Source organism: Streptomyces thermovulgaris (genome assembly GCF_002155915.1).
GTDB classification, from domain to species: domain Bacteria; phylum Actinomycetota; class Actinomycetes; order Streptomycetales; family Streptomycetaceae; genus Streptomyces; species Streptomyces thermovulgaris.
The window spans coordinates 1-21,156 of record NZ_MUME01000062.1; the positions used below are offsets into that span (position 1 = coordinate 1).

Here is a 21,156-nt window from a genome sequence, read left to right on the forward strand (position 1 = left end):
GGGACCTGGGGCGGGCGAGAATCGGCCCAGGTGCGGGTCAGGTGCTCAGCCCATGTGCGGGTAGGTGTAGTCCGTCGGCGGGACCATGGTCTCCTTGATGGCCCGGGTCAGGGTCCAGCGCATCAGGTTCTGCGGGGCCCCCGCCTTGTCGTTGGTGCCGGAGGCACGGCCGCCGCCGAAGGGCTGCTGGCCGACCACGGCTCCGGTCGACTTGTCGTTGATGTAGAAGTTGCCGGCCGCGTAGCGCAGCTTCTCCATCGTGTACGCCACGGCGGCACGGTCGTTGGCGATGACCGAGCCGGTCAGGGCGTAGTCGGAGACCGACTCCATCTGGGTCAGCATCTCCTCGTAGCGGTCGTCCTCGTAGACGTACACGGCGAGGATCGGGCCGAAGTACTCGGTCGTGAAGACCTCGTTCTCCGGGTCGGTGCACTCGATGACGGTCGGGCGGACGAACCAGCCGACCGAGTCGTCGTAGGTGCCGCCCGCGACGATGGTGCAGGCCGGGTCCTCCTTGGCCCGGTCGATCGCGGCCTTGTTCTTGGCGAAGGCACGCTCGTCGATGACCGCGCCCATGAAGTTCGACAGGTCGGTGACGTCGCCCATCGTCAGCTGGTCGACCTCGGCGGTGAACTCCTCCTTGAAGCCGGAGTTCCAGATGGACGCCGGGATGTACGCCCGGGAGGTCGCCGAGCACTTCTGGCCCTGGTACTCGAAGGCGCCGCGGATCAGGGCGGTCTTCAGCACCGCGCGGTCGGCCGACGGGTGGGCCACCAGGAAGTCCTTGCCTCCGGTCTCGCCGACCAGACGCGGGTAGGAGCGGTACTTCTCGATGTTGTTGCCGACCGTCTTCCACAGGTACCGGAAGGTCTTGGTCGAACCGGTGAAGTGGATGCCGGCCAGGTCGCGGTGGTTCAGGGCGACCTCGGAGACCTCGATGCCGTCGCCGGTCAGGAGGTTGATGACGCCCTTGGGCAGGCCGGCCTCCTCCAGCAGCCGCATCAGCAGCACGGCGGCGTGGGTCTGGGTCGGGGACGGCTTCCAGATCACCACATTGCCCATGAGGGCCGGCGCGGTGGGCAGGTTGGCCGCGATCGCCGAGAAGTTGAACGGCGTGATCGCGTAGACGAAGCCCTCCAGCGGGCGGTGGTCCAGGCGGTTCCACACGCCCGGGGAGTTGGCCGGGGGCTGCTCGGCCAGGATCTGGCGGGCGTAGTACACGTTGAAGCGCCAGAAGTCGACCAGCTCGCAGGGGGTGTCGATCTCGGCCTGCTGCACGGTCTTGGACTGGCCGAGCATGGTGGAGGCGGCGATCGTCTCGCGCCACGGGCCGGACAGCAGATCGGCGGCCCGCAGGAAGATCGCGGCACGGTCGTCGAAGGACATCGCGCGCCAGGCCGGGGCCGCGGCGAGGGCCGCGTCGATGGCGTCCTGGGCGTCCGCCTTCGTGGCGTTGCGGTAGGTGCCGAGGACGGCCTTGCGGTTGTGCGGCTGGACGACCTCGAAGGCCTCACCGCCGCCCATGCGCTTCTCGCCGTTGATGGTGCAGGGCAGGTCGATCGGGTTCTCGGCCAGCTCCTTGAGCTTGGCCTCCAGCCGGGCGCGCTCGGGCGAGCCGGGGGCGTAGCCGTGCACCGGCTCGTTGACGGGGATGGGGACCTGGGTCACAGCGTCCATGAGCTCCGGAACTCCTTGACTTGAGCGGTGTGTCGGGCGGGTGGTGGGGCTCGGCCCTTGCCGACCGTCGAACCGGTCGCCGAGCGGACCGCCGGGCGGATGCGGAGGCGCGGGGTCGCCGGTCTCCTCTCCGGCCGGCGCATCCTGTGCCTTCCCGGGGGACGTCCCCGGCACCCCCGGCAGGGGGTCGCGGCACGGCCGTGCCGCCTCAGCCACGGCTGACCATGCTCCTGAGGAAGAAGCGCAGATTCGACGGCTTCTCCGCCAGCCGGCGCATGAAGTAGCCGTACCAGTCGGTGCCGTAGGCGGTGTAGACGCGCATGCGGTGGCCCTCGGCGGCCAGCCGCAGGTGTTCGTCGCTGCGGATGCCGTACAGCATCTGGAACTCGTACTCGTCCGGCTTGCGCCGGGCCCTGCGGGCGAGCTCCTGGGCGATGCTGATGATCCGCGGGTCGTGGGAGCCGATCATCGGGTACCCGGCGCCCTCCATCAGGATGCGCAGGATGCGGACGTACGCCTTGTCGATCTCGTGCTTGTTCTGATGAGCGACCGTGGGGGGCTCCTTGTAGGCGCCCTTCACCAGGCGCACCCGGCTGCCGTTCGCGGCCAGGCGGCGGGCGTCGGCCTCGGTGCGGAAGAGGTACGCCTGGATGACGCAGCCGGTCTGCGGGAAGTCCTTCCGCAGCTCCTCGTGGACGGCGAACATCGAGTCGAGGGTGGTGTGGTCCTCGGCGTCCAGCGTGACCGTCGTGTCGATGGCGGCGGCGGCCTCGACGACCGGGCGGACGTTGGCCAGGGCCAGCTCGTGCCCGTTCTCCAGCGCCTGCCCGAACATCGACAGCTTCACGGACATCTCGACCTTCGGGCCGAGCCGGAGGTCCTTGATCCGGTCGATGAGCTCCAGGTACGCGTCCCGGGCGGCGGCGGCCTGCTCGGGGGTGGTGATGTCCTCGCCGACCACGTCCATGGTCAGCTCCAGGCCCTTGCCGGTCAGGTCCTCGATGATCGGGACGACGTCGTCCACGGTCTCACCGGGGATGAAACGGTCGACGACCTGCTTGGTCACCGGGGCCGCCGAGATCAGGCGTCGCATCCGGTCGCTGCGCGACGCGGCGAGAATCACGGGACCCAGCACGGGGCACCTCCACAAGCTGCTGAACGGCCGTCGCCCGACTTCCGCGGGTACGGCACGGAGAACCACCGTGAAGGTAAGGATCCTCCCGATCGTGGACCATCGACAGCTGTCACGCATCCGTGGCCCAGATCTCAGACAGATGTACGAAGGTCCGGAAATTCTGCGGGAGAATGCCCGTGTGACGTCGGATTTCAGAGGTGACTACCAGGAGCTGGTGGACGAGATCTCGGAGCTGCTCGGCGCCCCGGCGACCCTGGAGAGCCGTGACTTCGAGCTGATCGCCTTCGGTGCGTACGACAGCGAGGACGAGCTCGACCCGTCCGCGCTGGATCCGGTGCGCGCCCGCTCGATCCTCACCCGGCGTTCGACGGCCGCCGTGCGGGCCTGGTTCGAGAGCTTCGGCATCGCCCGTGCCGCCGGCCCGGTCCGCATTCCGCGCACCCCGGAGGCGGGTGTGCACCGGGGCCGCATCTGCCTGCCGGTGCGTCACCGGGGGGTCGTCCTCGGCTATGTCTGGCTGCTGGACTCCACACCGGGTCCCTCGAAGGAGCAGCTGGATGCGGCCATGCGGGTGACGGCCCGGATCGGGACGCTGCTCGCCGACGAGGCGCGGCACGGCGCCGATCTCGCCCGTGAGCTGCGGGCGGTGCTCACCGCGGAACGCGGCTGGGAGCGCGACATGGCCGTCGCCGCGCTCCGTACCGTCCTCGGCGGCCGTGCCGAGGGCCCGCACACGATGGTCTGCGTCGCCCCGTGGCCCTCCGCCGAGCCCGAGGCCGTCCCCTCGGTCCGTACGGTGCCGGGTGCGCGGGCCCTGTGCACCCTGCCGTGGGACGGGGATGCCCCCTCCCGTACGGCGGGGGAACCGGCCCTGGCGCTGGCGCTGCTGCTCCGGCTGCGGGCGCCGGACGTCCTGGCCCCGGCGGCGACGGCGGCCTCCCGGCTCCTGGAGCGGGCCCGCGAGAGCGCCCCGGCGCACCGGGGCGGAGCCGCCGTGGCCGCCGGGATCGCGACTCCCCGCACCGGTCTCGCCGGCCTGGGCGAGGCGTGGGCCGAGGCGGTGGCCTCGGCACGGGCGGCGCTGGCCGAGCCCCGGCTGGGACCCGTCGCCCCCTGGGCCTCGATCGGCCCCTTCCGCCTGCTGACCGCGCTGCCCGCGCACGCGGTGCACGATCCCGCCGCAGGTCCGCTGCTCGCCCCCGCGCACCGGGAACTCGCCCACACCGCCGAGGTCTACCTCGACTGCGCGGGCCAGGCCGGCCGCGCGGCCGCCGCCCTGGGCATCCACCGCCAGACGCTGTACTACCGCCTGTCCCGGATCGAGCAGCTCACCGGCCTGGACCTGGACGACGGGGAGGACCGGCTGCTGCTGCACATGGTGCTGAAAGGACGACGGCTCACGTCCTCTTGAGAGGCCTCATGCCCCCTTGAGAGGCCTCACGTCTCCTCGATGGAGACGTCGAGCGAGTTCGGCGGGGCGACGGGCACGGCGGTGCTCGGCTCCATCGGCGCCGCGGTCCACCGCCACGAGATTCCCGCGTCGGCACCGGACGCGGCCCGGGAGACGCTGGGCGGCGCACCGGCCGTCGCACACCGGGTGCCGGGGCTGGCCGAGGCCGCGCGGGAGGCGTTCACCAGCGGAATGCGCGGCGCGGCGCGGCGCCGGCGGGGGCCGTGGTCCTGGCCGGGGCGGCGGTGTCGGCGGCCCTCGCGCTGCGGCGGGCCGCGCCCCAGAAGCGGACATGCGAAACGCCGGACGAGCCGAGCACGCTCGACCCGTCCGGCGTCTGAGGACGGTGCTCTTCACGGCGCCTTCACGGCACAGGGGCCCTTCGGGGCACCGAGGCGGGCCGGGAGCACAGCCCCGGCCCGTCGTCAGGGGGGTCAGACCAGGTTCACCGACCGGGCCGACGTCGCCCCGATCTCCGTGGCGAGCTCGTTCAGCACCGCGGCGGACACCGTGTCGTCCACCGTCAGCACGGCGAGCGCCTCCCCGCCGGCCGTGGCACGGGCGACCTGCATACCGGCGATGTTGATGCCCGCCTCGCCGAGGATGCGGCCCACGGTGCCGACGACACCCGGACGGTCCTCGTAGCGCAGGACGATCATGTGGTCGGCGAGCGCGAGGTCCACGTCGTACTCACCGACCGCGACGATCTTCTGGACGTGCTTGGGGCCGCTGAGGGTGCCGGAGACCGAGACCTCCTCGCCGTTGGCGAGGGTGCCGCGCACGGTGACGACATTGCGGTGGTCGGTCGCCTCCGAGCTGGTGGTCAGGCGCACCTCGACGCCCCGCTCCTGGGCGAACAGCGGCGCGTTGACATAGGACACCGTCTCGTCGACGACGTCCTCGAAGACGCCCTTGAGCGCGGAGAGCTCCAGCACCTTCACATCGTGCTGGGTGATCTCGCCGTACACCTCGACGTCGAGCCGGACCGCGACCTCACCGGCCAGCGCGGTGAAGATCCGGCCGAGACGCTCGGCGAGCGGCAGACCCGGCTTGACGTCCTCGGCGATGACACCGCCCTGGACGTTCACCGCGTCCGGGACCAGCTCGCCGGCGAGGGCGAGGCGCACCGACTTGGCGACCGCGATGCCGGCCTTCTCCTGGGCCTCGTCCGTCGACGCGCCCAGGTGCGGGGTGCAGATCACCTGGTCGAACTCGAACAGCGGGGAGTCCGTGCACGGCTCCTTGGCGTACACGTCCAGGCCGGCGCCCGCGACCCGGCCCTCCTTGAGCGCCGAGTACAGCGCCTCCTCGTCGACGATGCCGCCGCGCGCGGCGTTGATGATGCGCACGCTCGGCTTGACCTTGCGCAGCGCCTCCTCGCCGATCAGGCCGATCGTCTCGGGGGTCTTGGGCAGGTGGACGGTGATGAAGTCGGAGACCTGGAGCAGCTCGTCCAGGCTCAGCATCCTGACGCCCATCTGCGCGGCCCGCGCGGGCTGCACATACGGGTCGTAGGCGACGATCCTCATGCCGAAGGCGGACATGCGCTGGGCGACCAGGGCGCCGATGCGGCCGAGGCCGACGACACCGAGGGTCTTCTCGGCGAGTTCGACGCCGGTGTACTTGCTGCGCTTCCACTCGCCGCTCTTCAGCGCGGCGTTGGCCTGCGGGATGTTGCGGGCGGTGGAGAGGATCAGACCGCAGGCCAGCTCGGCGGCGGTCACGATGTTGGAGGTCGGGGCGTTGACGACCATCACGCCGGCCTTGGTGGCGGCGGGGACGTCGACGTTGTCCAGGCCGACTCCGGCCCGGGCGACGACCTTGAGCCTGTTCGCCGCGGCGATGGCCTCGGCGTCGACCTTGGTGGCCGAACGGATCAGGATCGCGTCCACGTCGGCGATGGCGGGCAGCAGCTCGGCCCGGTCCGCGCCGTTGCAGTACCGGATCTCGAAGTCGGGACCGAGCGCGTCGACGGTGGCGGGCGACAGCTCTTCAGCGATGAGTACGACAGGTTTCGAGCTCACGTGAGTCCTCACAAATCTGGGGCACCTCCCATGCTCTTGCAGCTATGGGGGAGCATGCGGACGACCGCCGTGGCGGCCGCAGGCGGAGGAGGGGTGCTAGCCGCGTGGAAGACGCACGACGCTGTGGGCCTGACGCGTTGGTGCAGCAGTGTAATGGCGCCGCACACGTCGTGATGACGCCGCTGTGGAAGTGTCGCCCGTCCGTGGTTGGACAGGGTGCACAACGCCGCGAATCCACCATCAGCTCCGACGTTACCCCTGATCCGGCACAAGGGGCCGGAGCAGAGCGCTCCGGCCCCTCGGCCACGAGGCCTACGCCTCCTCGTTCACCCAGCTCATGAGCTTGCGCAGCTCCTTGCCGGTGGTCTCCAGCAGGTGCTCGGAGTCCTGCTTCTTGTACTCGTTGTACTTCTTCAGACCGCCGTGGTACTCGTCCATCCAGGTGCGGGCGAAGGAGCCGTCCTGGATCTCGGCGAGGACCTTCTTCATCTCGGCCTTGGTGGCGTCGGTGATGATGCGCGGACCCGTGACGTAGTCGCCCCACTCGGCGGTCTCGGAGATCGACCAGCGCATCTTCTCCAGGCCGCCCTCGTACATGAGGTCGACGATCAGCTTCAGCTCGTGCAGGCACTCGAAGTAGGCGATCTCCGGCTGGTAGCCCGCCTCGACCAGGGTCTCGAAGCCGGCCTTCACCAGCGCCGCGGTGCCACCGCACAGCACGGCCTGCTCGCCGAAGAGGTCGGTCTCGGTCTCCTCGGTGAAGGTGGTCTTGATGACACCGGCGCGGGTGCCGCCGATGGCCTTGGCGTACGACAGGGCCAGCGCGAAGGCGTTGCCGGAGGCGTCCTGCTCGACGGCGGCGATGCAGGGAACGCCGCGGCCCTCCTCGTACTGACGGCGCACCAGGTGGCCCGGGCCCTTCGGGGCGACCATGCAGACGTCCACACCGGCCGGGGGCTTGATGAAGCCGAAACGGATGTTGAAGCCGTGGCCGAAGAACAGGGCGTCGCCGTCCTTCAGGTTCGGGGCGATGGACTCCTCGTAGACCTGGGCCTGGATCGGGTCCGGGACCAGGATCATGATGACGTCGGCCTCGGCGGCGGCCTCGGCCGGGGTGACCACGCGCAGGCCCTGCTCCTCGGCCTTGGCCCTGGACTTGGAGCCCTCGTGCAGACCGACACGCACGTCGACGCCGGAGTCGCGCAGCGACAGGGCGTGGGCGTGGCCCTGGCTGCCGTAACCGATGACCGCGACCTTGCGGCCCTGGATGATGGACAGGTCGGCGTCGGCGTCGTAGAACAGCTCGGCCACTTTGGGTTCTCTCCTTGGTGTACAGGTTGTGCGTCCCACCGTATGACGGCGAGGGGACGGGAAGTCTCGGAGTCTCGGTATCCGGGCGGCCGGTGTCACCCGGCCGCCCGCACACCGGTCTTATGCCGAACGGTCCAGGGCACGCAGCGACCGGTCGGTGATCGAGCGGGCACCGCGTCCGATCGCGATCGTGCCGGACTGGACCAGCTCCTTGATGCCGAACGGCTCCAGCATCCTGAGCATGGCGGCCAGCTTGTCACTGGCCCCGGTGGCCTCGATCGTGACGGCCTCCGGGCAGACGTCGACGGTCTTGGCGCGGAAGAGCTGGACGATCTCGATGATCTGGGAGCGCGTCTCGTTGTCGGCGCGCACCTTCACCAGGACGAGCTCCCGCTGCACGGCCTGCGAGGGCTCCAGCTCGACGATCTTGTACACATTGACGAGCTTGTTGAGCTGCTTGGTCACCTGCTCCAGCGGGAGGTCGTCCACGCTGACCACGATGGTGATGCGGGAGATGTCGGGGTGCTCGGTGACGCCGACCGCGAGAGAGTCGATGTTGAACCCCCGGCGGGAGAACAGCGCGGCGATCCGGGCGAGGATGCCGGGCGTGTTCTCGACGAGGACCGAGAGGGTGTGCTTGGACATGGTTCTCACTCAGCTCTCTGTCAGTCGTCTTCGCTGTCACCGAAGTCGGGGCGGACGTCCCGGGCGGCCATGATCTCGTCGTTGGAGGTGCCGGCGGCCACCATCGGCCACACCATCGCGTCCTCGTGGACGATGAAGTCCACGACGACGGGGCGGTCGTTGACGGAGTTGGCCTCCTCGATGACCTTGTCCAGGTCGTCGGGGGACTCGCAGCGCAGGGCGTAGCAGCCCATGGCCTCCGACAGCTTCACGAAGTCCGGCACGCGGGTGCCCCTGGCGTCCGGGTTGATGTCGTCCGGGCCGGAGTGCAGCACCGTGTTGGAGTACCGCTGGTTGTAGAACAGGGTCTGCCACTGGCGGACCATCCCGAGGGCGCCGTTGTTGATGATGGCGACCTTGATCGGGAGGTTGTTCAGGGCGCAGGTGGTGAGCTCCTGATTGGTCATCTGGAAGCAGCCGTCGCCGTCGATCGCCCAGACGGTCCTGTCGGGCCGGCCGGCCTTGGCGCCCATGGCGGCCGGGACGGCGTAGCCCATGGTTCCGGCGCCGCCGGAGTTCAGCCAGGCGCCGGGCCGGTCGTGCTGGATGAAGTGCGCGGCCCACATCTGGTGCTGGCCGACGCCGGCGGCGAAGATCGTGCCCTCGGGGGCGAGCCGGCCGATGCGCTCGATGACCTGCTGCGGGGACAGCGAGCCGTCCTCGGGCAGGTCGTAGCCGAGCGGGTAGGTCTCGCGCCAGCGGTTGAGGTCGTTCCACCAGGCGGTGTAGTCGCCCCGGCGGCCCTCGGCGTGCTCCTTCTGCACCGCCTGGATCAGGTCGGCGATGACCTCGCGGGCGTCGCCGACGATCGGCACGTCGGCGACGCGGTTCTTGCCGATCTCGGCCGGGTCGATGTCGGCGTGGACGACCTTGGCGTTCGGGGCGAAGCTGTCCAGCCTGCCGGTGACCCGGTCGTCGAAGCGGGCTCCGAGGGCGACGATCAGGTCGGCCTTCTGCAGCGCGGTGACGGCGGTGACCGAACCGTGCATGCCCGGCATTCCCACGTGCAGCGGGTGGCTGTCGGGGAATGCGCCGAGTGCCATCAGGGTGGTGGTGACGGGCACTCCGGTGAGTTCCGCGAGGACCTTCAGCTCGGCGGTGGCGCGGGCCTTGACGACACCGCCGCCGACGTAGAACACGGGCCGCCTCGCGGAGGTGATGAGCCGGGCCGCCTCGCGGATCTGCTTGGCGTGCGGCTTGGTGACGGGCCGGTAGCCGGGCAGGTCCATGACCGGGGGCCAGGAGAAGGTGGTCTTCGCCTGGAGGGCGTCCTTGGCGATGTCGACGAGGACCGGGCCGGGGCGGCCGGTGGAGGCGATGTGGAACGCCTGCGCGATCACCCGGGGGATGTCCTCGGCCTTGGTGACCAGGAAGTTGTGCTTGGTGATCGGCATGGTGATGCCGACGATGTCCGCCTCCTGGAAGGCGTCCGTGCCGATCGCCGAGGAGGCGACCTGGCCGGTGATCGCGACCAGCGGGACGGAGTCCATGTGGGCGTCGGCGATCGGGGTGACCAGGTTGGTGGCACCGGGGCCGGAGGTGGCCATGCAGACGCCGACCTTGCCGGTGGCCTGCGCGTAGCCGGTGGCCGCGTGGCCGGCTCCCTGCTCGTGCCGGACCAGGATGTGACGCACCCGGCCGGAGTCCATCAGCGGGTCGTAGGCGGGAAGGATCGCACCGCCGGGAATGCCGAATACGGTGTCGGCGCCGACCTCCTCGAGAGAGCGGATGAGGGACTGCGCACCCGTGACGTGCTCGGGCGCGGACTGGTGTCCTCCGGATCGGGGCCGCGGATGCGGGTGAGGGGCCCCGGTGGCCTGCTCGGTCATCGGCATTCTCTTCTCGATGCTGAGGGTTTTTGCGAGGTTTGAGAGAGTTGTGACGTTGCGCGGTCGGTACTCGCGCAACAAAAAACCCCTCGTGCCGCAAGGCAAGCGAGGGGAGCGCGCCGGCGAGGTGTGCTGGGTGCTTCGGCTCGTCGTCCGTGAGGTCCCAGCTCAGCCGACGCGCTGTCCAAGTACGAGAATTCGGGTGCGCATGGGACTGACCCTCCCTCCGGCACGCACCCGCTGTCAAGTGGGTGGGACGCGCGTCTCATTATGTGAGCCCGGGATGGTGGCATTGGTTCCCAGGACGGTCGTGCCGCCGAGGACGGCCGGCACCCCGCCGGTGCGCCGTCCCGCACCTCCCCCGGCGAACGCCGGTTCGGCCGGGCCGTGCGGCACCGGACAGTGGCCGCGGGTGAGCGCCCGGCGCAGCCGGTACTCGTCCAGCGGCCCCGAGAAGGCCATGCCCTGTCCGTGGGTGCAGCCCATCGCGCGGAGGGCCACGGCCTGCTCGGGCACGTCCACGCCGTCGGCCACCGACTGCAGCCCGAGATCGGTGGCGATGCGCAGCAGCCCACTGGTGATCTTGTACAGCCGGGTGGACTCGACGACGTTGTCAACGAGACCGCGGTCGAGCCTGAGCATGTCGACGGGGAGTCTTCTCAGGGCCGAGACGGCCCCGTGACCGCTGCCGAAGCCGTCCAGGGCGATCCGCACACCGAGCCTCCTGAGGGCGGTCAGACGCCGCTCCAGCTCGTCCAGCGGCGTGCGCGGGTCGATGTCGGACAGCTCGATCATCAGCGCCCCGGGCGGCAGCCCGTGCCGGGTCAGCAGGGTCTCCACGGAGCCGGGCGGCAGCGAGCGGTCCACCAGACGGCGGGCGTCCAGCCGGACCACCACGGGGACGGCCAGTCCCGTCGCGGCGCGCTCGGCGGCCTGCTCGACGGCCTTCTCCAGCGTCCAGCGGCTCAGTTCGGCGGTCCTGTCGCCGTCCTCGGCGCCCCGCAGGAACTCCGCGGGCGTGAACAGCACCCCCTGGGAGGAGCGCCAGCGCGCCTGGGCGGCGACCGCGGTGATCCGGCCGTCCTCCAGACGGACCACCGGCTGGTGCAGCAGGGTGAACTCGCCGTCGTGCAGGGCGGACCGGAGCCGGCCGGCCAGCTCCGCCCTGCGGACGACGTCCTGCTGCATCTGCGGCTTGTACAGCTCGACCCGGCCCTTGCCGGCCGCCTTGGCCCGGTACATCGCCAGGTCGGCGTTGCGCAGCAGCTCCCCCGCGCCCAGGCCCGGTTCGGCGAAGGCCACCCCGATGGAGGCGGCGACACGGGCCTCGGTGCCGTCGATGAGGTACGGCTGCGACAGCGTCACCCGGAGCCGGTCGGCGAGCTCCAGGATGTGCCGCTCGCGGGCCTCGCGGTCGCGGGTGCCGTCCCCCACGATGAGGGCCGCGAACTCGTCGCCGCCGAGCCGGGCGGCGGTGTCGCCGTGCCGGACCGCCTCCTGGAGCCTGCGGGCGGCCTGGACGAGCAGCTCGTCCCCGGCCTGGTGCCCGATCGTGTCGTTGACGGCCTTGAAGCCGTCGAGGTCGATGAAGAGCACGGCCGTGCCGCGGTCGGTCGAGCGGCGGCCGGACAGGGCCTGCTGCACCCGCTTGGTGAACAGCGTGCGGTTGGGCAGGTCGGTGAGCGGGTCGTGCTCGGCGTTGTGCTGGAGCTGCGCCTGCAGGCGCACTCTCTCGGTCACGTCCCGGCTGTTGAAGATGAGGCCGCCGTGGTGACGGTTGATGGTCGACTCCACGTTGAGCCAGCCGCCGTCGCCGGACCGGAAGCGGCACTCGATGCGGGTGGTGGGTTCCTTCAGGGGGCTCGCCACCAGGAAGCGGCGCACCTCGTGCACCACGCAGCCGAGGTCCTCCGGGTGGATGAGACTGGCCAGTTCGGTGCCGACCAGCTCCTCCGCGGGCCTCCCGTACACCCCGGCGGCGGCCGGGGAGACGTACCGCAGGACGCCGTTGGGCGCGGCGATCATGATGACGTCGCTGGAGCCCTGCACCAGGGAGCGGAAGTGGTTCTCCTGCTGGGCCAGTTCCTGGGTGAGGGCGATGTTGTCCCGCAGCACGATGCCCTGGCGCACGACGAGGGCCAGTACGACGGCGCCCGCGGTGATCAGCATCACGCGGTCGACGCTGTTGCCGTTGAGCACGTTGTAGAGGACCCCCAGCGTGCACACGGCGGCGGCGAGGTACGGGGTGAGGGCGGCGAGGGGCCGGCTGGTCGGGTACCGGTCGTGGTCGCTACCCGGCACGAGCGGCGGCGGACGGTGGGCGGCGGACGCGGCCGGGAGCAGGCCGGGCACGGGCTCGTGCTCCGTCCCGTGCGTCGCGCGGCCGTGCTCGCCGGTGCGATCGCACGTGTCGGCCGCGCGCGCATGGCCGTCGGCGGCGTCCTGGTCCGTGTCCGTTCCCCACGGACCCGTCCCGCACGGGTCCGTGGGGTGCCGCTCCCCGCGGTCCGTCCGGTCCTCACGGTCCGCCGGGTCCGCCTCGTCGTGTCCGTGCGCGCCGTCGTGCCCCGGCGCGGCGCTGTGCTCGTGCTCGGCGCCGCCCTCGGGTCCGGCGTCGGGCCCGGGCGTCTCGTGCTGCTCGACGGCCGTGCGCCCGGAGCGGGGCGAGGCCCAGGGGGCGTACGCCAGGAGCAGTGAGCCGGCGAACCAGCCGGCGTCGAGCAGCTGCCCGGAGCGGTAACTGTGGTTCAGCAGCGGCGAGGTGAACAGCGCGTCGCACAGCACGGTCAGGGCGAGCGCGCCGATCGCCGTGTTGACGGCGGTGCGGTTGACCGCGGAGCGCCGGAAGTGCAGCGCGAGCACCATGCTGACCAGGACGATGTCCAGCAACGGATAGGCCAGCAGGAGCGCGGTGTGCGCGACGCCCGTCCCGTCGCGCTGGGCCGCCTGGGCCAGCGCGAGGCTCCAGGACAGCGTGAGCAGCGAGCCCCCGATCAGCCAGGCGTCCAGTGCCAGGCACACCCACCCGGTCTTCGTCACCGGCCGTTTGGCCAGCACCAGCAGACCGACGATCGCGGGCGGCGCGAAGCACACGAAGAACAGGTCGGCGTAGCTGGGGCTGGGCACGGGCCTCTCGAGGACGACCTCGTACCATCCCCAGACCGCGTTGCCCAGGGCCGCCATCGCCGAGGAGAGGGAGAACAGCAGCCAGGCGGTCCGGAAACGGGCGCGGCGGCTGCGCGCGTACAGGGCGCAGGAGACGGCGGCCGTGCCGGCCGCGGCGCTCAGCCCGAAGTCGCCCATGAACAGCGCGACCTTGTCCGACCCCCAGCCGCATGCGGAGCCGATGGCGTACCCCGCGCACACCAGGGCCAGCAGAAGCCGCGGGGTCTGTCCCGCACGGCCGGCGGCCGGCGGCCGGGGCAACGGCGTCCCCGGCGAGGACGACGTCCGCAGTGCGCTGCCCAGCACGGTCGGGACGGGTGGTGGCGGACTCACTGGAGCCTCCTGGTCCGCGCCGCCGGATCCCGGGGGTCCCGGTGGATGTGCCTCCGGCGGCCTCCGAGCCTGCGATGGTGGTGATGACTGCTGTGCCGGCCGCGTCTGTGCGCGGCCGTCTGCCAGGGCCTTCGGTGGCGGCCCCGCCGCTTCGGATGGTTCGTCCATAGGCCGTGCATCGCCCGTCGCCCCCCTCGCAGTCTGAAGTGTCCGTCCCCGGCGCCGGCGGTGCGCGGCGCAGCCCCTGTCGCGACGATACACCAGGATCGTCACTCAGGGACATAGGTCGTCTACTCTCCGTGACGATCGGTCAGTGTGCGGACACACACCGTTTCCGTTGCATCGCGGACGGTGCCCGAAACGGACTACGAGCTTGCCGCATCCCTTGCGGTGCCCGTCGTCAGGATCACGTTGGCGAGCGGCTCCCGGTTCACGAAACGGCGCAACTGATCTCTCAGAAGCCGCTTCGCGCGCGGCAGGAAGGCGGACGTGGGACCGCCGACATGAGGGGTGATCAGCACGCCCGGCGCGCGCCACAGGGGGTGCTCCGGGGGCAGCGGCTCGGGGTCGGTGACGTCGAGGGCGGCGGTGAGACGGCCGCTCTCCAGCTCGGTGAGCAGCGCTTTGGTGTCGACGACGGGTCCGCGTGCGACGTTCACCAGCAGTGCGCCGTCCTTCATCCGGGCGAGGAAACCGGCGTCCACCAGCCCGCGTGTGGACTCCGTCAAGGGCGTGGACAGGACGACGACATCGGCTTCCGGAAGCAGAGAGGGCAGATCGGTGAGCGGATGCACCGGACCGCGCGCTGTAGTGCGCCCGGAGCGCGCAACGCGCGCCACCCGCGCGAGCTCGAAGGGCGCGAGCCGGTCCTCGATGGCGGCACCGATGGAGCCGTAGCCCACGATGAGCACGCTCTTGTCGGTGAGGGCGGGACGGAAACCTCCCTGCCACTCGCCCTGGTCCTGGGCCCGTACGAAACCGGGGATGCCGCGCAGCGAGGCCAGGATGAGCGTCAGGGCGAGCTCGGCCGTGCTCGCCTCGTGCACCCCGCGCGCGTTGCACAGCACCACGCCCGAAGGCAGCCGCCGCAGGGCCGGCTCCACGTGGTCGGTGCCGGCGGTCAGCGTCTGGACGACCCGCAGGGAGGCGCTCATGTCCGGCAGCGGGCGCACGCAGGCCTCGCCGGGCCGCATGTACGGCACGGCGTAGAAGACGCAGTCGGCGGGGTCCGCGGGGAACTCCCCGGCACCGTCCCAGAAGTGATAGGCGAGCCCTTCCGGAAGATCCTCGATCTCGTCCGGCGGAATGGGCAGCCATACGTCAGCACTCATGGTCAGGAGGCTATGCCAGGCGAGGAGGCCGTGCCGGGGATCCGGGACGGCAGAGGTTAGGTTGGGGGACGCCGAGAAAGGGAGGGTTACGGCCAAGTGGAGCGCAGGACGATCGGCTCGGCGGCACTCGCGGTGGGGGCCGTGGGACTCGGGTGCATGCCGATGAGCTGGGCGTACAGCGCGTCGCAACAACGGGGGGCGGAATCGCTCAGGGCCGTGCACCGGGCGCTGGATCTGGGCTCGACGCTCCTGGACACGGCCGACATGTACGGCCCGTTCACCAACGAGCTGCTGGTGGGGCGGGTGCTGAAGGAGCGGCGGTCCGACGCCTTCGTCGCGACGAAGGTCGGCCTGCTGGTGGGCGAGCAGCACATCGTGGCCAACGGGCGCCCCGACTATGTGAGACGGGCCTGCGACGCCTCGCTGCGGCGGCTGCAGACGGACGTGATCGACCTCTATCAGCTGCACCGCGCCGACCCCGAGGTCCCGATCGAGGAGACCTGGGGGGCGATGGCGGAGCTGGTGCGCGCCGGGAAGGTGCGGGCGCTGGGGCTGTGCGCGCTGGGGGTGCGCGGCAGACGCAGGCCCGGGGCGGGGCTGTACGACGAGACGCTCCGGCAGCTGGAGCGGGTGCAGCAGGTCTTCCCGGTGAGCGCGGTGCAGGCCGAGCTGTCGGTGTGGTCGCCGGAGGCCCTGGAGTCGCTGCTGCCGTGGTGCGCGGCGCGCGGGGTCGGCTTCCTGGCCGCGATGCCCCTGGGCAACGGCTTCCTGACCGGCAGGCTCGTGCCCGGCGAGGGCTTCGAACCGGACGACATCCGTGCCCGTCACCCCCGTTTCACCGCCGAGATGATGGCCGCCAACCAGCCGATCGTGGCCGGTCTGCGGCGCACGGCCGAGCGTCACGGCGAGCACGTCACTCCCGCCCAGGTGGCCCTGGCCTGGGTGCTGGCCCAGGGGCCTCATGTGATCCCGATACCGGGCACCAAGCGGGAGCGCTGGGTGACGGAGAACGCGGGCGCGGCGGCGCTGCGCCTGACGCCGCAGGACCTGGCGGAGCTGAGCCGGCTGCCCCCGGCCCAGGGGTCGTGGGACTGAGGTACTGAGGTACTGAGGTACTGAGGGACTGAGGGACTGGGTGACTGGGGGACTGAGGCCCTGACGACCGCGGCCGTGGACCACGGCCCGGGGGCTCGAGACCCGTGGGGCCGAGGGCGCACGGCGGACGCGGGCGCCGGGGCCGGCGGACACCGGCTCGGCGGGCGCCGCAGGCGGGTTCCGGGCCGGCGGGCACCGGGTGCGGCGGCCTCGGATGACACGCGTGACGCGGGTGACGCGGGTGACGCGGGTGACGCGGGTGACGCGGGTTTGGTGTGATCGGGAACCTGGAAGGCGTGGGCGGTGTATGACAGGTAGGACCGCCGCGTCGAAGGGACGAAGATCGTGCAACGTCGAATGGTGACGGGCGTACTGGCCGCCGCCCTGCTGTTGACGGCCGGGTGCTCCTCCGGGGACTCGTCGGCCGGTTCGGCCGGCGGGGACGCCGTGGCGCCCAGCCGTACGGCGGCGCCCTCGCCCTCCGGGCAGGCGCCCGGGGAGAGCGCACCGCCGGCCAAGGGCTCGGTGAAGGTGCTGCGCACGGTCGCGGAGGGGCTGGACTCCCCCTGGGGACTGGCCCCGATTCCCGGCGGCGGCCTGCTCGTCGCCTCGCGCGACAAGGCGACCATCACGCACGTGGACGAAAGGACCGGGAAGAAGACCGAGCTGGGCACGGTGCCCGGGGTGGCGCCGGAGGGCGAGGGCGGTCTGCTGGGCATCGCACTCTCCCCCGACTTCGCCTCCGACCACATGATCTACGCCTACTTCACCTCGGCCTCGGACAACCGCATCGTCCGGATGCTGTACGACCCCCAAAAGCCGGCCGGACGGCAGTTGGGCGCGCCCGACACGGTCTTCAAGGGAATCCCCAAGGGGTTCATCCACAACGGCGGCCGGATCGCCTTCGGCCCCGACCGGATGCTGTACGCGGGTACGGGCGAGGCCGGCGACAAGGGGCTGTCCCAGGACCTGAAGTCCCTGGGCGGCAAGATCCTGCGGCTGACCCCGGAGGGCGAGCCGGCCCCGGGCAACCCCTTCCCCGGCTCCCCGGTGTACTCCTACGGCCACCGCAATGTGCAGGGCCTGGCCTGGGACGGCAAGCAGCGCCTGTTCGCCTCGGAGTTCGGCCAGAACACCTGGGACGAGCTGAACGCGATCAAGCCGGGGGACAACTACGGCTGGCCCGAGGCGGAGGGCAGGTCCGGCGGCTCGAGGTTCCACGCCCCGCTGGCCCAGTGGCGCACGGACGAGGCGTCCCCGAGCGGTCTCGCCCACGCCGGGGGCTCCCTGTGGATGGCCGGTCTGAGGGGCCAGCGCCTGTGGCGCGTCCCCCTGAAGGGCACGGAGGCGTCGGCGGAGCCCCAGGCGTTCCTGACCGGTGAGTTCGGCCGTCTGCGCACGGTGGTCCCGGCGGGCGGCAACAGGCTCTGGCTGGTCACCAGCAACACGGACGGCCGCGGCAACCCGAAGAAGGGCGACGACCGGATCCTGGAGCTGGAAGTGACATGACGTCGGCGCCCGGCCCTCGTGGGCCGGGTCATCGCGTCACCGCCGGTCCCCGCTCTCCGGCGGGAACAGGCCCAGCCGGTGGGCCATCGCCGCCGCTTCCCCACGGCCCGAGACCCCCAGTTTGGCGAGGATGTTGGAGACATGGACGCTGGCGGTCTTGGGGGAGATGAAGAGTTCCTCGGCTATCTGGCGGTTGGTGCGGCCGTCGGCGACCAGACGCAGGACCTCGCGTTCGCGGCCGGTCAGACCCAGGGACTCGGCGGGGTCGGCGGCGGACCGCTGAGGGGCGCACGTGAGGGTGAGACGGGCACGACGGGCGAGCAGGGCGGCACGGTCGGCGAGCGGGCGGGCGCGCAGATGTTCGGCGGTGGCATGGACCAGGCGCAGCAGTTCGGTGGCACGGCTCCGCTGGTCCTCGTCGGCGGCGAGCAGTGCCTCGGCCAGGCGGCAGCGGACACGGGCGAGGTCGTAGGGGCGTTCCAGCGTCTCGAAGGCGGCGACGAGCTGCGCCCATTCCTCCGGCCGGTTGCGGCCCTCGGCACGCAGCAGTTCGGCGTGCACCCAGCGTTCGTACGCCTGCCAGACGGGCACGTTGGTGGCGAGTGACTTGGCGGCCCGGTGGATGCGTGCGACGGCCTCGGGGCGTCCCGGGGCGGCGGCGGGCAGTCCGACCGCGTCGGCCTCCGCGGTGGCGGCGGCCAGCAGCAGGGGCCAGCCGTAGCGCTGGGTTCCGGGCGGGAAGCCGTCCTCCAGGACGCGCTCGAGTTCGGCGCGGGCGTCCAGCAGGCGGCCCTCGCCCGCGGCGATCCCGATCGCGACCCGGACCAGCGGCAGGGAATGCTGGGGCGCGATGTCATGGGGGCCGAAGTGCTCGCGGGCCTCGGCCAGTTGGCCGGCCGCTTCGGTGAGGTCGCCGCGGGCCAGGGCGATCTCGGCGCGGATCCGGGCGTGGAAACCACGGGGCTTGGCGCTCTGGCCGATGTACCGGGACCGGGACGCCGCCTCGGCGGCCTCCTCCCAGCGGCCCAGGGTGAACAGCGACTCGGCGAGATTGCCCCACACCCAGGCCTCGCTGCCCAGCAGGCCGAAGCGCCGGGTGAAGGCGATCCCTTCCTCCAGGAGCGGCACGGCCTCGCGGGAGCGGCCGACGGACTCCAGTGCGGAGGGCAGGTTGACGTAGGACCGGGCGGCGACGGCGGCGATGCCGTCGGCGACGGTGCGCTTGTTGACCTCGTACATCTCGGCGAGGCCCGCCTCGATGCCGCCGGCCTGGACCATGAGGCCGCCGAGGGTGAGCCGCGCGGTCATCTCGATCTCGCGGGCGCCGACCATGCGCGCATACTCCACGGCCCGTTCGGCGGCCGAGAGGGCGTCGGGTCCCGGCTCGTGCACCATGGCCCAGTTGGCGACGTTGGCCAGGACCTCGGCGTGCACCTCGGACGGGGGCAGCCCGCGCACCAGTTCCTGTGCGGTGTCCAGCTCCCGCCGGCCGTCGCCCTGGGCCTTCGCCTGGACCAGCCGGGAGCGCTGGACCCAGAACCAGGCGGCCCGCAGCGGGTCGTGCCCGTCCTCCAGCAGCCGCAGCGCCCGTTTGATGATCCGCAGGGCGCGGTCCCGTTCCCCGCAGAAGCGGCCGGCGACAGCGGCCTCGGCCATCAGGTCGAGGTAGGTCAGCGGGGTGGTCGCCGGGTCGCAGCCGCACGGGGCGTACGTCTCGGTGCAGTCGGCCAGGCGCAGCCGGGAGCGCACCTCCTGCGGCGCGGCGTCCCACAGTTCCATCGCCCGCTCCAGCAGCCTCAGCTGCTCGCCGTAGGCGTGCCGGGCGCGGGCCTCGACGGAGGCGTCGAGGACGGCGGGCAGGGCCTTGGCCGGGTCGTGGGCGTGGTACCAGTAGCTGGCCAGCCGCGTGATGCGCTGGTCGGCGGGGACGAGGGCCGGGTCGGCCTCCAGTGCCTCGGCGTAACGGCGGTTCAGACGGGAGCGCTCGCCGGGCAACAGGTCGTCGCTGACGGCCTCGCGGACCAGGGAGTGCCGGAAGCGGTAGCCGTCGCCGGTGCGCGCGGCGATCAGGATGTTGGCGTTCACCGCGTCCCGCAGCGCCTCGATGAGGTCGTCCTCGGAGAGCCGGGCCACGGCGGCGAGCAGTCCGTGCTCGACGGTGGACCCGCCCTCGGCGGCGATCCGGACGATCCGCTGGGCGGGCTCGGGAAGCGCCTCGACCCGGACGAGGAGCAGGTCGCGCAGGGACTCGCGGAGGCTGGGGCAGCCGCGCTCGCGGACGGCGACGGCGAGTTCCTCGACGAAGAAGGCGTTGCCGTCGGAGCGTTCGAAGATCTCGTCGACCTGGGCGGGGTCCGGTTCGGCGGCCAGGATGCCGGCGATCTGACGGCTCACTTCCCGGCGGGTGAAGCGGGCGAGTTCGAGACGGCGGACCGTGCGCAGCCGTTCGAGTTCGGCGAGCAGGGGCCGCAGCGGGTGGCGGCGGTGGATGTCGTCGGAGCGGTAGCTGGCCAGGATCAGCAGACGGCCCGTGCGCAGGGTGCGGAAGAGGTGGGCGAGCAGGTGCCGGGTGGAGGCGTCGGCCCAGTGCAGGTCCTCCAGGACCATGACGACGGTGTGGTCGGCGGCGACGCGCTCCAGCAGGCGGGCGGTGAGTTCGAAGAGACGGGCCATGCCCTCCTCGTCGTGCCGGCCCGTGCCCCGCGCGGTGGGCGGCTCGCCGAGTTCGGGCACCAGCCGGGTGAGTTCCTCCTCATGTCCGGCGATCGCGGCGGCGAACGCGTCGGGCAGTTCGCGGCGCAGGGCGCGCAGGGCGGCGGAGAAGGGGGCGAACGGCAGCCCGTCGGCGCCGACCTCCACACAGCCGCCGAGCGCCACGACGGCACCCCGGCAGACCGCGGAACCGGTGAACTCCTCGATCAGACGGCTCTTGCCGACGCCCGCCTCACCGCCGAGCAGCACCGTCCGCGGCTCGCCCGCCGCCGAGCGGGCGAGCGCGTCGTGCAGAGTGCTCAACTCGTCGGTGCGGCCGACGAACACCGGACTGACGGATCTGCTCCCCACAGTCCAGAGCATCGCATGCGGGTCCGACGGCACGGCACTCGGTTTTCCGCTCCGCGCGGCCGTGTTCACGCCGCGTGGGTGCACCGGGTCCGGCGGGGACCGCGGGTATCGGGCTCCGCTTCGGGACTTCGCCGGACGGCCGCGCGGCGCGCGGCCTCAAAAGCGCGTGCGGGGCCTCGTGACGGCCGTGAGACCCTGGCGGGAGACGGCTCTGAGGCCCTTACAGCCGGCGGCAGGCCGACGAGCTGTTCGCGCCCCGTCCGAGGCGGCCCTGTTCCTGTGTCCCGCACCGTACGAGCGGTGCCCGTGAGGTCTCCTGGCGCTCCTTTTACCGACAATTACTCCAATTGTTGTCGGTAACCTTGGCGCAGCATCAGATCGAGCTGTGAGAGCGGGGGCGGGGATGCATCGACCGAACGTCATCGGTGACTGGCAGGAGTACGAGGAGTGACCGGACCCCGTTTGGTGGTCCACCCGTTATGAGAGCTGCGGTTGGTGTTGGCTCCTCCATCGCTGGGCGAACTCGGCTGGGGTGAGCATGCCCAGGGCG

The 21,156-nt window shown here is 71.7% G+C and carries 13 protein-coding genes; 3 read left to right on the forward strand and 10 right to left on the reverse strand.

What is annotated here, in order from left to right; all coding sequences use genetic code 11:
* Positions 1-45: 45 nt before the first annotated feature.
* Positions 46-1,677: an L-glutamate gamma-semialdehyde dehydrogenase gene (gene pruA / locus CCN35_RS06625; protein WP_086791814.1), complete on the reverse strand. Its 1,632-nt coding sequence runs from the start codon at positions 1,675-1,677 to the stop codon at positions 46-48.
* A gap of 208 nt (positions 1,678-1,885) precedes the next feature.
* The gene (locus CCN35_RS06630) at positions 1,886-2,812 is read right to left on the reverse strand and encodes a proline dehydrogenase family protein (RefSeq protein WP_067399527.1); all 927 of its coding nucleotides are present in this window, start codon (positions 2,810-2,812) and stop codon (positions 1,886-1,888) included.
* A gap of 139 nt (positions 2,813-2,951) precedes the next feature.
* Between CCN35_RS06630 and CCN35_RS06635 the strand changes: the two genes are divergently transcribed.
* Positions 2,952-4,223 carry a helix-turn-helix domain-containing protein gene (locus CCN35_RS06635; protein WP_211285495.1) on the forward strand — a complete coding sequence of 424 codons (1,272 nt, stop codon included), beginning with the start codon at positions 2,952-2,954 and terminating at the stop codon, positions 4,221-4,223.
* Positions 4,224-4,249: 26 nt separating this feature from the next.
* Here CCN35_RS06635 and CCN35_RS30175 read toward each other — a convergent pair whose 3' ends face one another.
* From CCN35_RS30175 to CCN35_RS06675, 7 genes are all read right to left on the reverse strand, one after another.
* A complete protein-coding gene (locus tag CCN35_RS30175; RefSeq protein ID WP_067399531.1) occupies positions 4,250-4,447 on the reverse strand; it encodes a hypothetical protein in 198 nt (65 codons plus the stop codon).
* Positions 4,448-4,696: 249 nt separating this feature from the next.
* The gene (gene serA, locus CCN35_RS06645; RefSeq protein WP_067399541.1) at positions 4,697-6,286 is read right to left on the reverse strand and encodes a phosphoglycerate dehydrogenase; all 1,590 of its coding nucleotides are present in this window, start codon (positions 6,284-6,286) and stop codon (positions 4,697-4,699) included.
* 312 nt (positions 6,287-6,598) lie between these two features.
* Positions 6,599-7,597, reverse strand: a complete 999-nt coding sequence (gene ilvC / locus CCN35_RS06650; RefSeq protein WP_067399544.1) for a ketol-acid reductoisomerase — start codon at positions 7,595-7,597, stop codon at positions 6,599-6,601.
* Between the two features lie 120 nt (positions 7,598-7,717).
* Entirely contained in the window at positions 7,718-8,242 is a 525-nt protein-coding gene (gene ilvN, locus CCN35_RS06655; RefSeq protein ID WP_067399548.1) for an acetolactate synthase small subunit, read from the reverse strand.
* Positions 8,243-8,262: 20 nt separating this feature from the next.
* Positions 8,263-10,110 (reverse strand): acetolactate synthase large subunit, encoded by a 1,848-nt coding sequence (locus tag CCN35_RS06660; protein ID WP_201450927.1) that lies wholly within the window; start codon positions 10,108-10,110, stop codon positions 8,263-8,265.
* A 243-nt stretch (positions 10,111-10,353) separates the two neighbouring features.
* On the reverse strand, positions 10,354-13,608 hold the full coding sequence (locus CCN35_RS06665) for an EAL domain-containing protein (protein ID WP_245863032.1): 3,255 nt from the start codon (positions 13,606-13,608) through the stop codon (positions 10,354-10,356).
* A 365-nt stretch (positions 13,609-13,973) separates the two neighbouring features.
* Positions 13,974-14,939 carry a 2-hydroxyacid dehydrogenase gene (locus tag CCN35_RS06675; protein ID WP_086791816.1) on the reverse strand — a complete coding sequence of 322 codons (966 nt, stop codon included), beginning with the start codon at positions 14,937-14,939 and terminating at the stop codon, positions 13,974-13,976.
* A gap of 96 nt (positions 14,940-15,035) precedes the next feature.
* Between CCN35_RS06675 and CCN35_RS06680 the strand changes: the two genes are divergently transcribed.
* On the forward strand, positions 15,036-16,034 hold the full coding sequence (locus CCN35_RS06680; RefSeq protein ID WP_079130010.1) for an aldo/keto reductase: 999 nt from the start codon (positions 15,036-15,038) through the stop codon (positions 16,032-16,034).
* 357 nt (positions 16,035-16,391) lie between these two features.
* Positions 16,392-17,543, forward strand: a complete 1,152-nt coding sequence (locus CCN35_RS06685) for a PQQ-dependent sugar dehydrogenase (protein ID WP_086791818.1) — start codon at positions 16,392-16,394, stop codon at positions 17,541-17,543.
* Positions 17,544-17,579: 36 nt separating this feature from the next.
* Here the strand turns inward: CCN35_RS06685 and CCN35_RS29945 are convergent, their stop codons facing one another.
* Positions 17,580-20,618 carry a helix-turn-helix transcriptional regulator gene (locus CCN35_RS29945; RefSeq protein ID WP_086791820.1) on the reverse strand — a complete coding sequence of 1,013 codons (3,039 nt, stop codon included), beginning with the start codon at positions 20,616-20,618 and terminating at the stop codon, positions 17,580-17,582.
* Positions 20,619-21,156 lie beyond the last annotated feature (538 nt).

What these genes read in the sequence shown, in the direction of transcription:
- CCN35_RS06635 (WP_211285495.1), top strand. Translation starts at nt 2,952, where the DNA reads ATGTACGAAGGTCCGGAAATTCTGCGGGAGAATGCCCGTGTGACGTCG.
- CCN35_RS06685 (WP_086791818.1), top strand. Translation starts at nt 16,392, where the DNA reads ATGGTGACGGGCGTACTGGCCGCCGCCCTGCTGTTGACGGCCGGGTGC.
- CCN35_RS06660 (WP_201450927.1), bottom strand. Translation starts at nt 10,110, where the DNA reads ATGACCGAGCAGGCCACCGGGGCCCCTCACCCGCATCCGCGGCCCCGA.
- ilvN (WP_067399548.1), bottom strand. Translation starts at nt 8,242, where the DNA reads ATGTCCAAGCACACCCTCTCGGTCCTCGTCGAGAACACGCCCGGCATC.
- pruA (WP_086791814.1), bottom strand. Translation starts at nt 1,677, where the DNA reads ATGGACGCTGTGACCCAGGTCCCCATCCCCGTCAACGAGCCGGTGCAC.
- CCN35_RS06675 (WP_086791816.1), bottom strand. Translation starts at nt 14,939, where the DNA reads ATGAGTGCTGACGTATGGCTGCCCATTCCGCCGGACGAGATCGAGGAT.
- CCN35_RS29945 (WP_086791820.1), bottom strand. Translation starts at nt 20,618, where the DNA reads ATGCTCTGGACTGTGGGGAGCAGATCCGTCAGTCCGGTGTTCGTCGGC.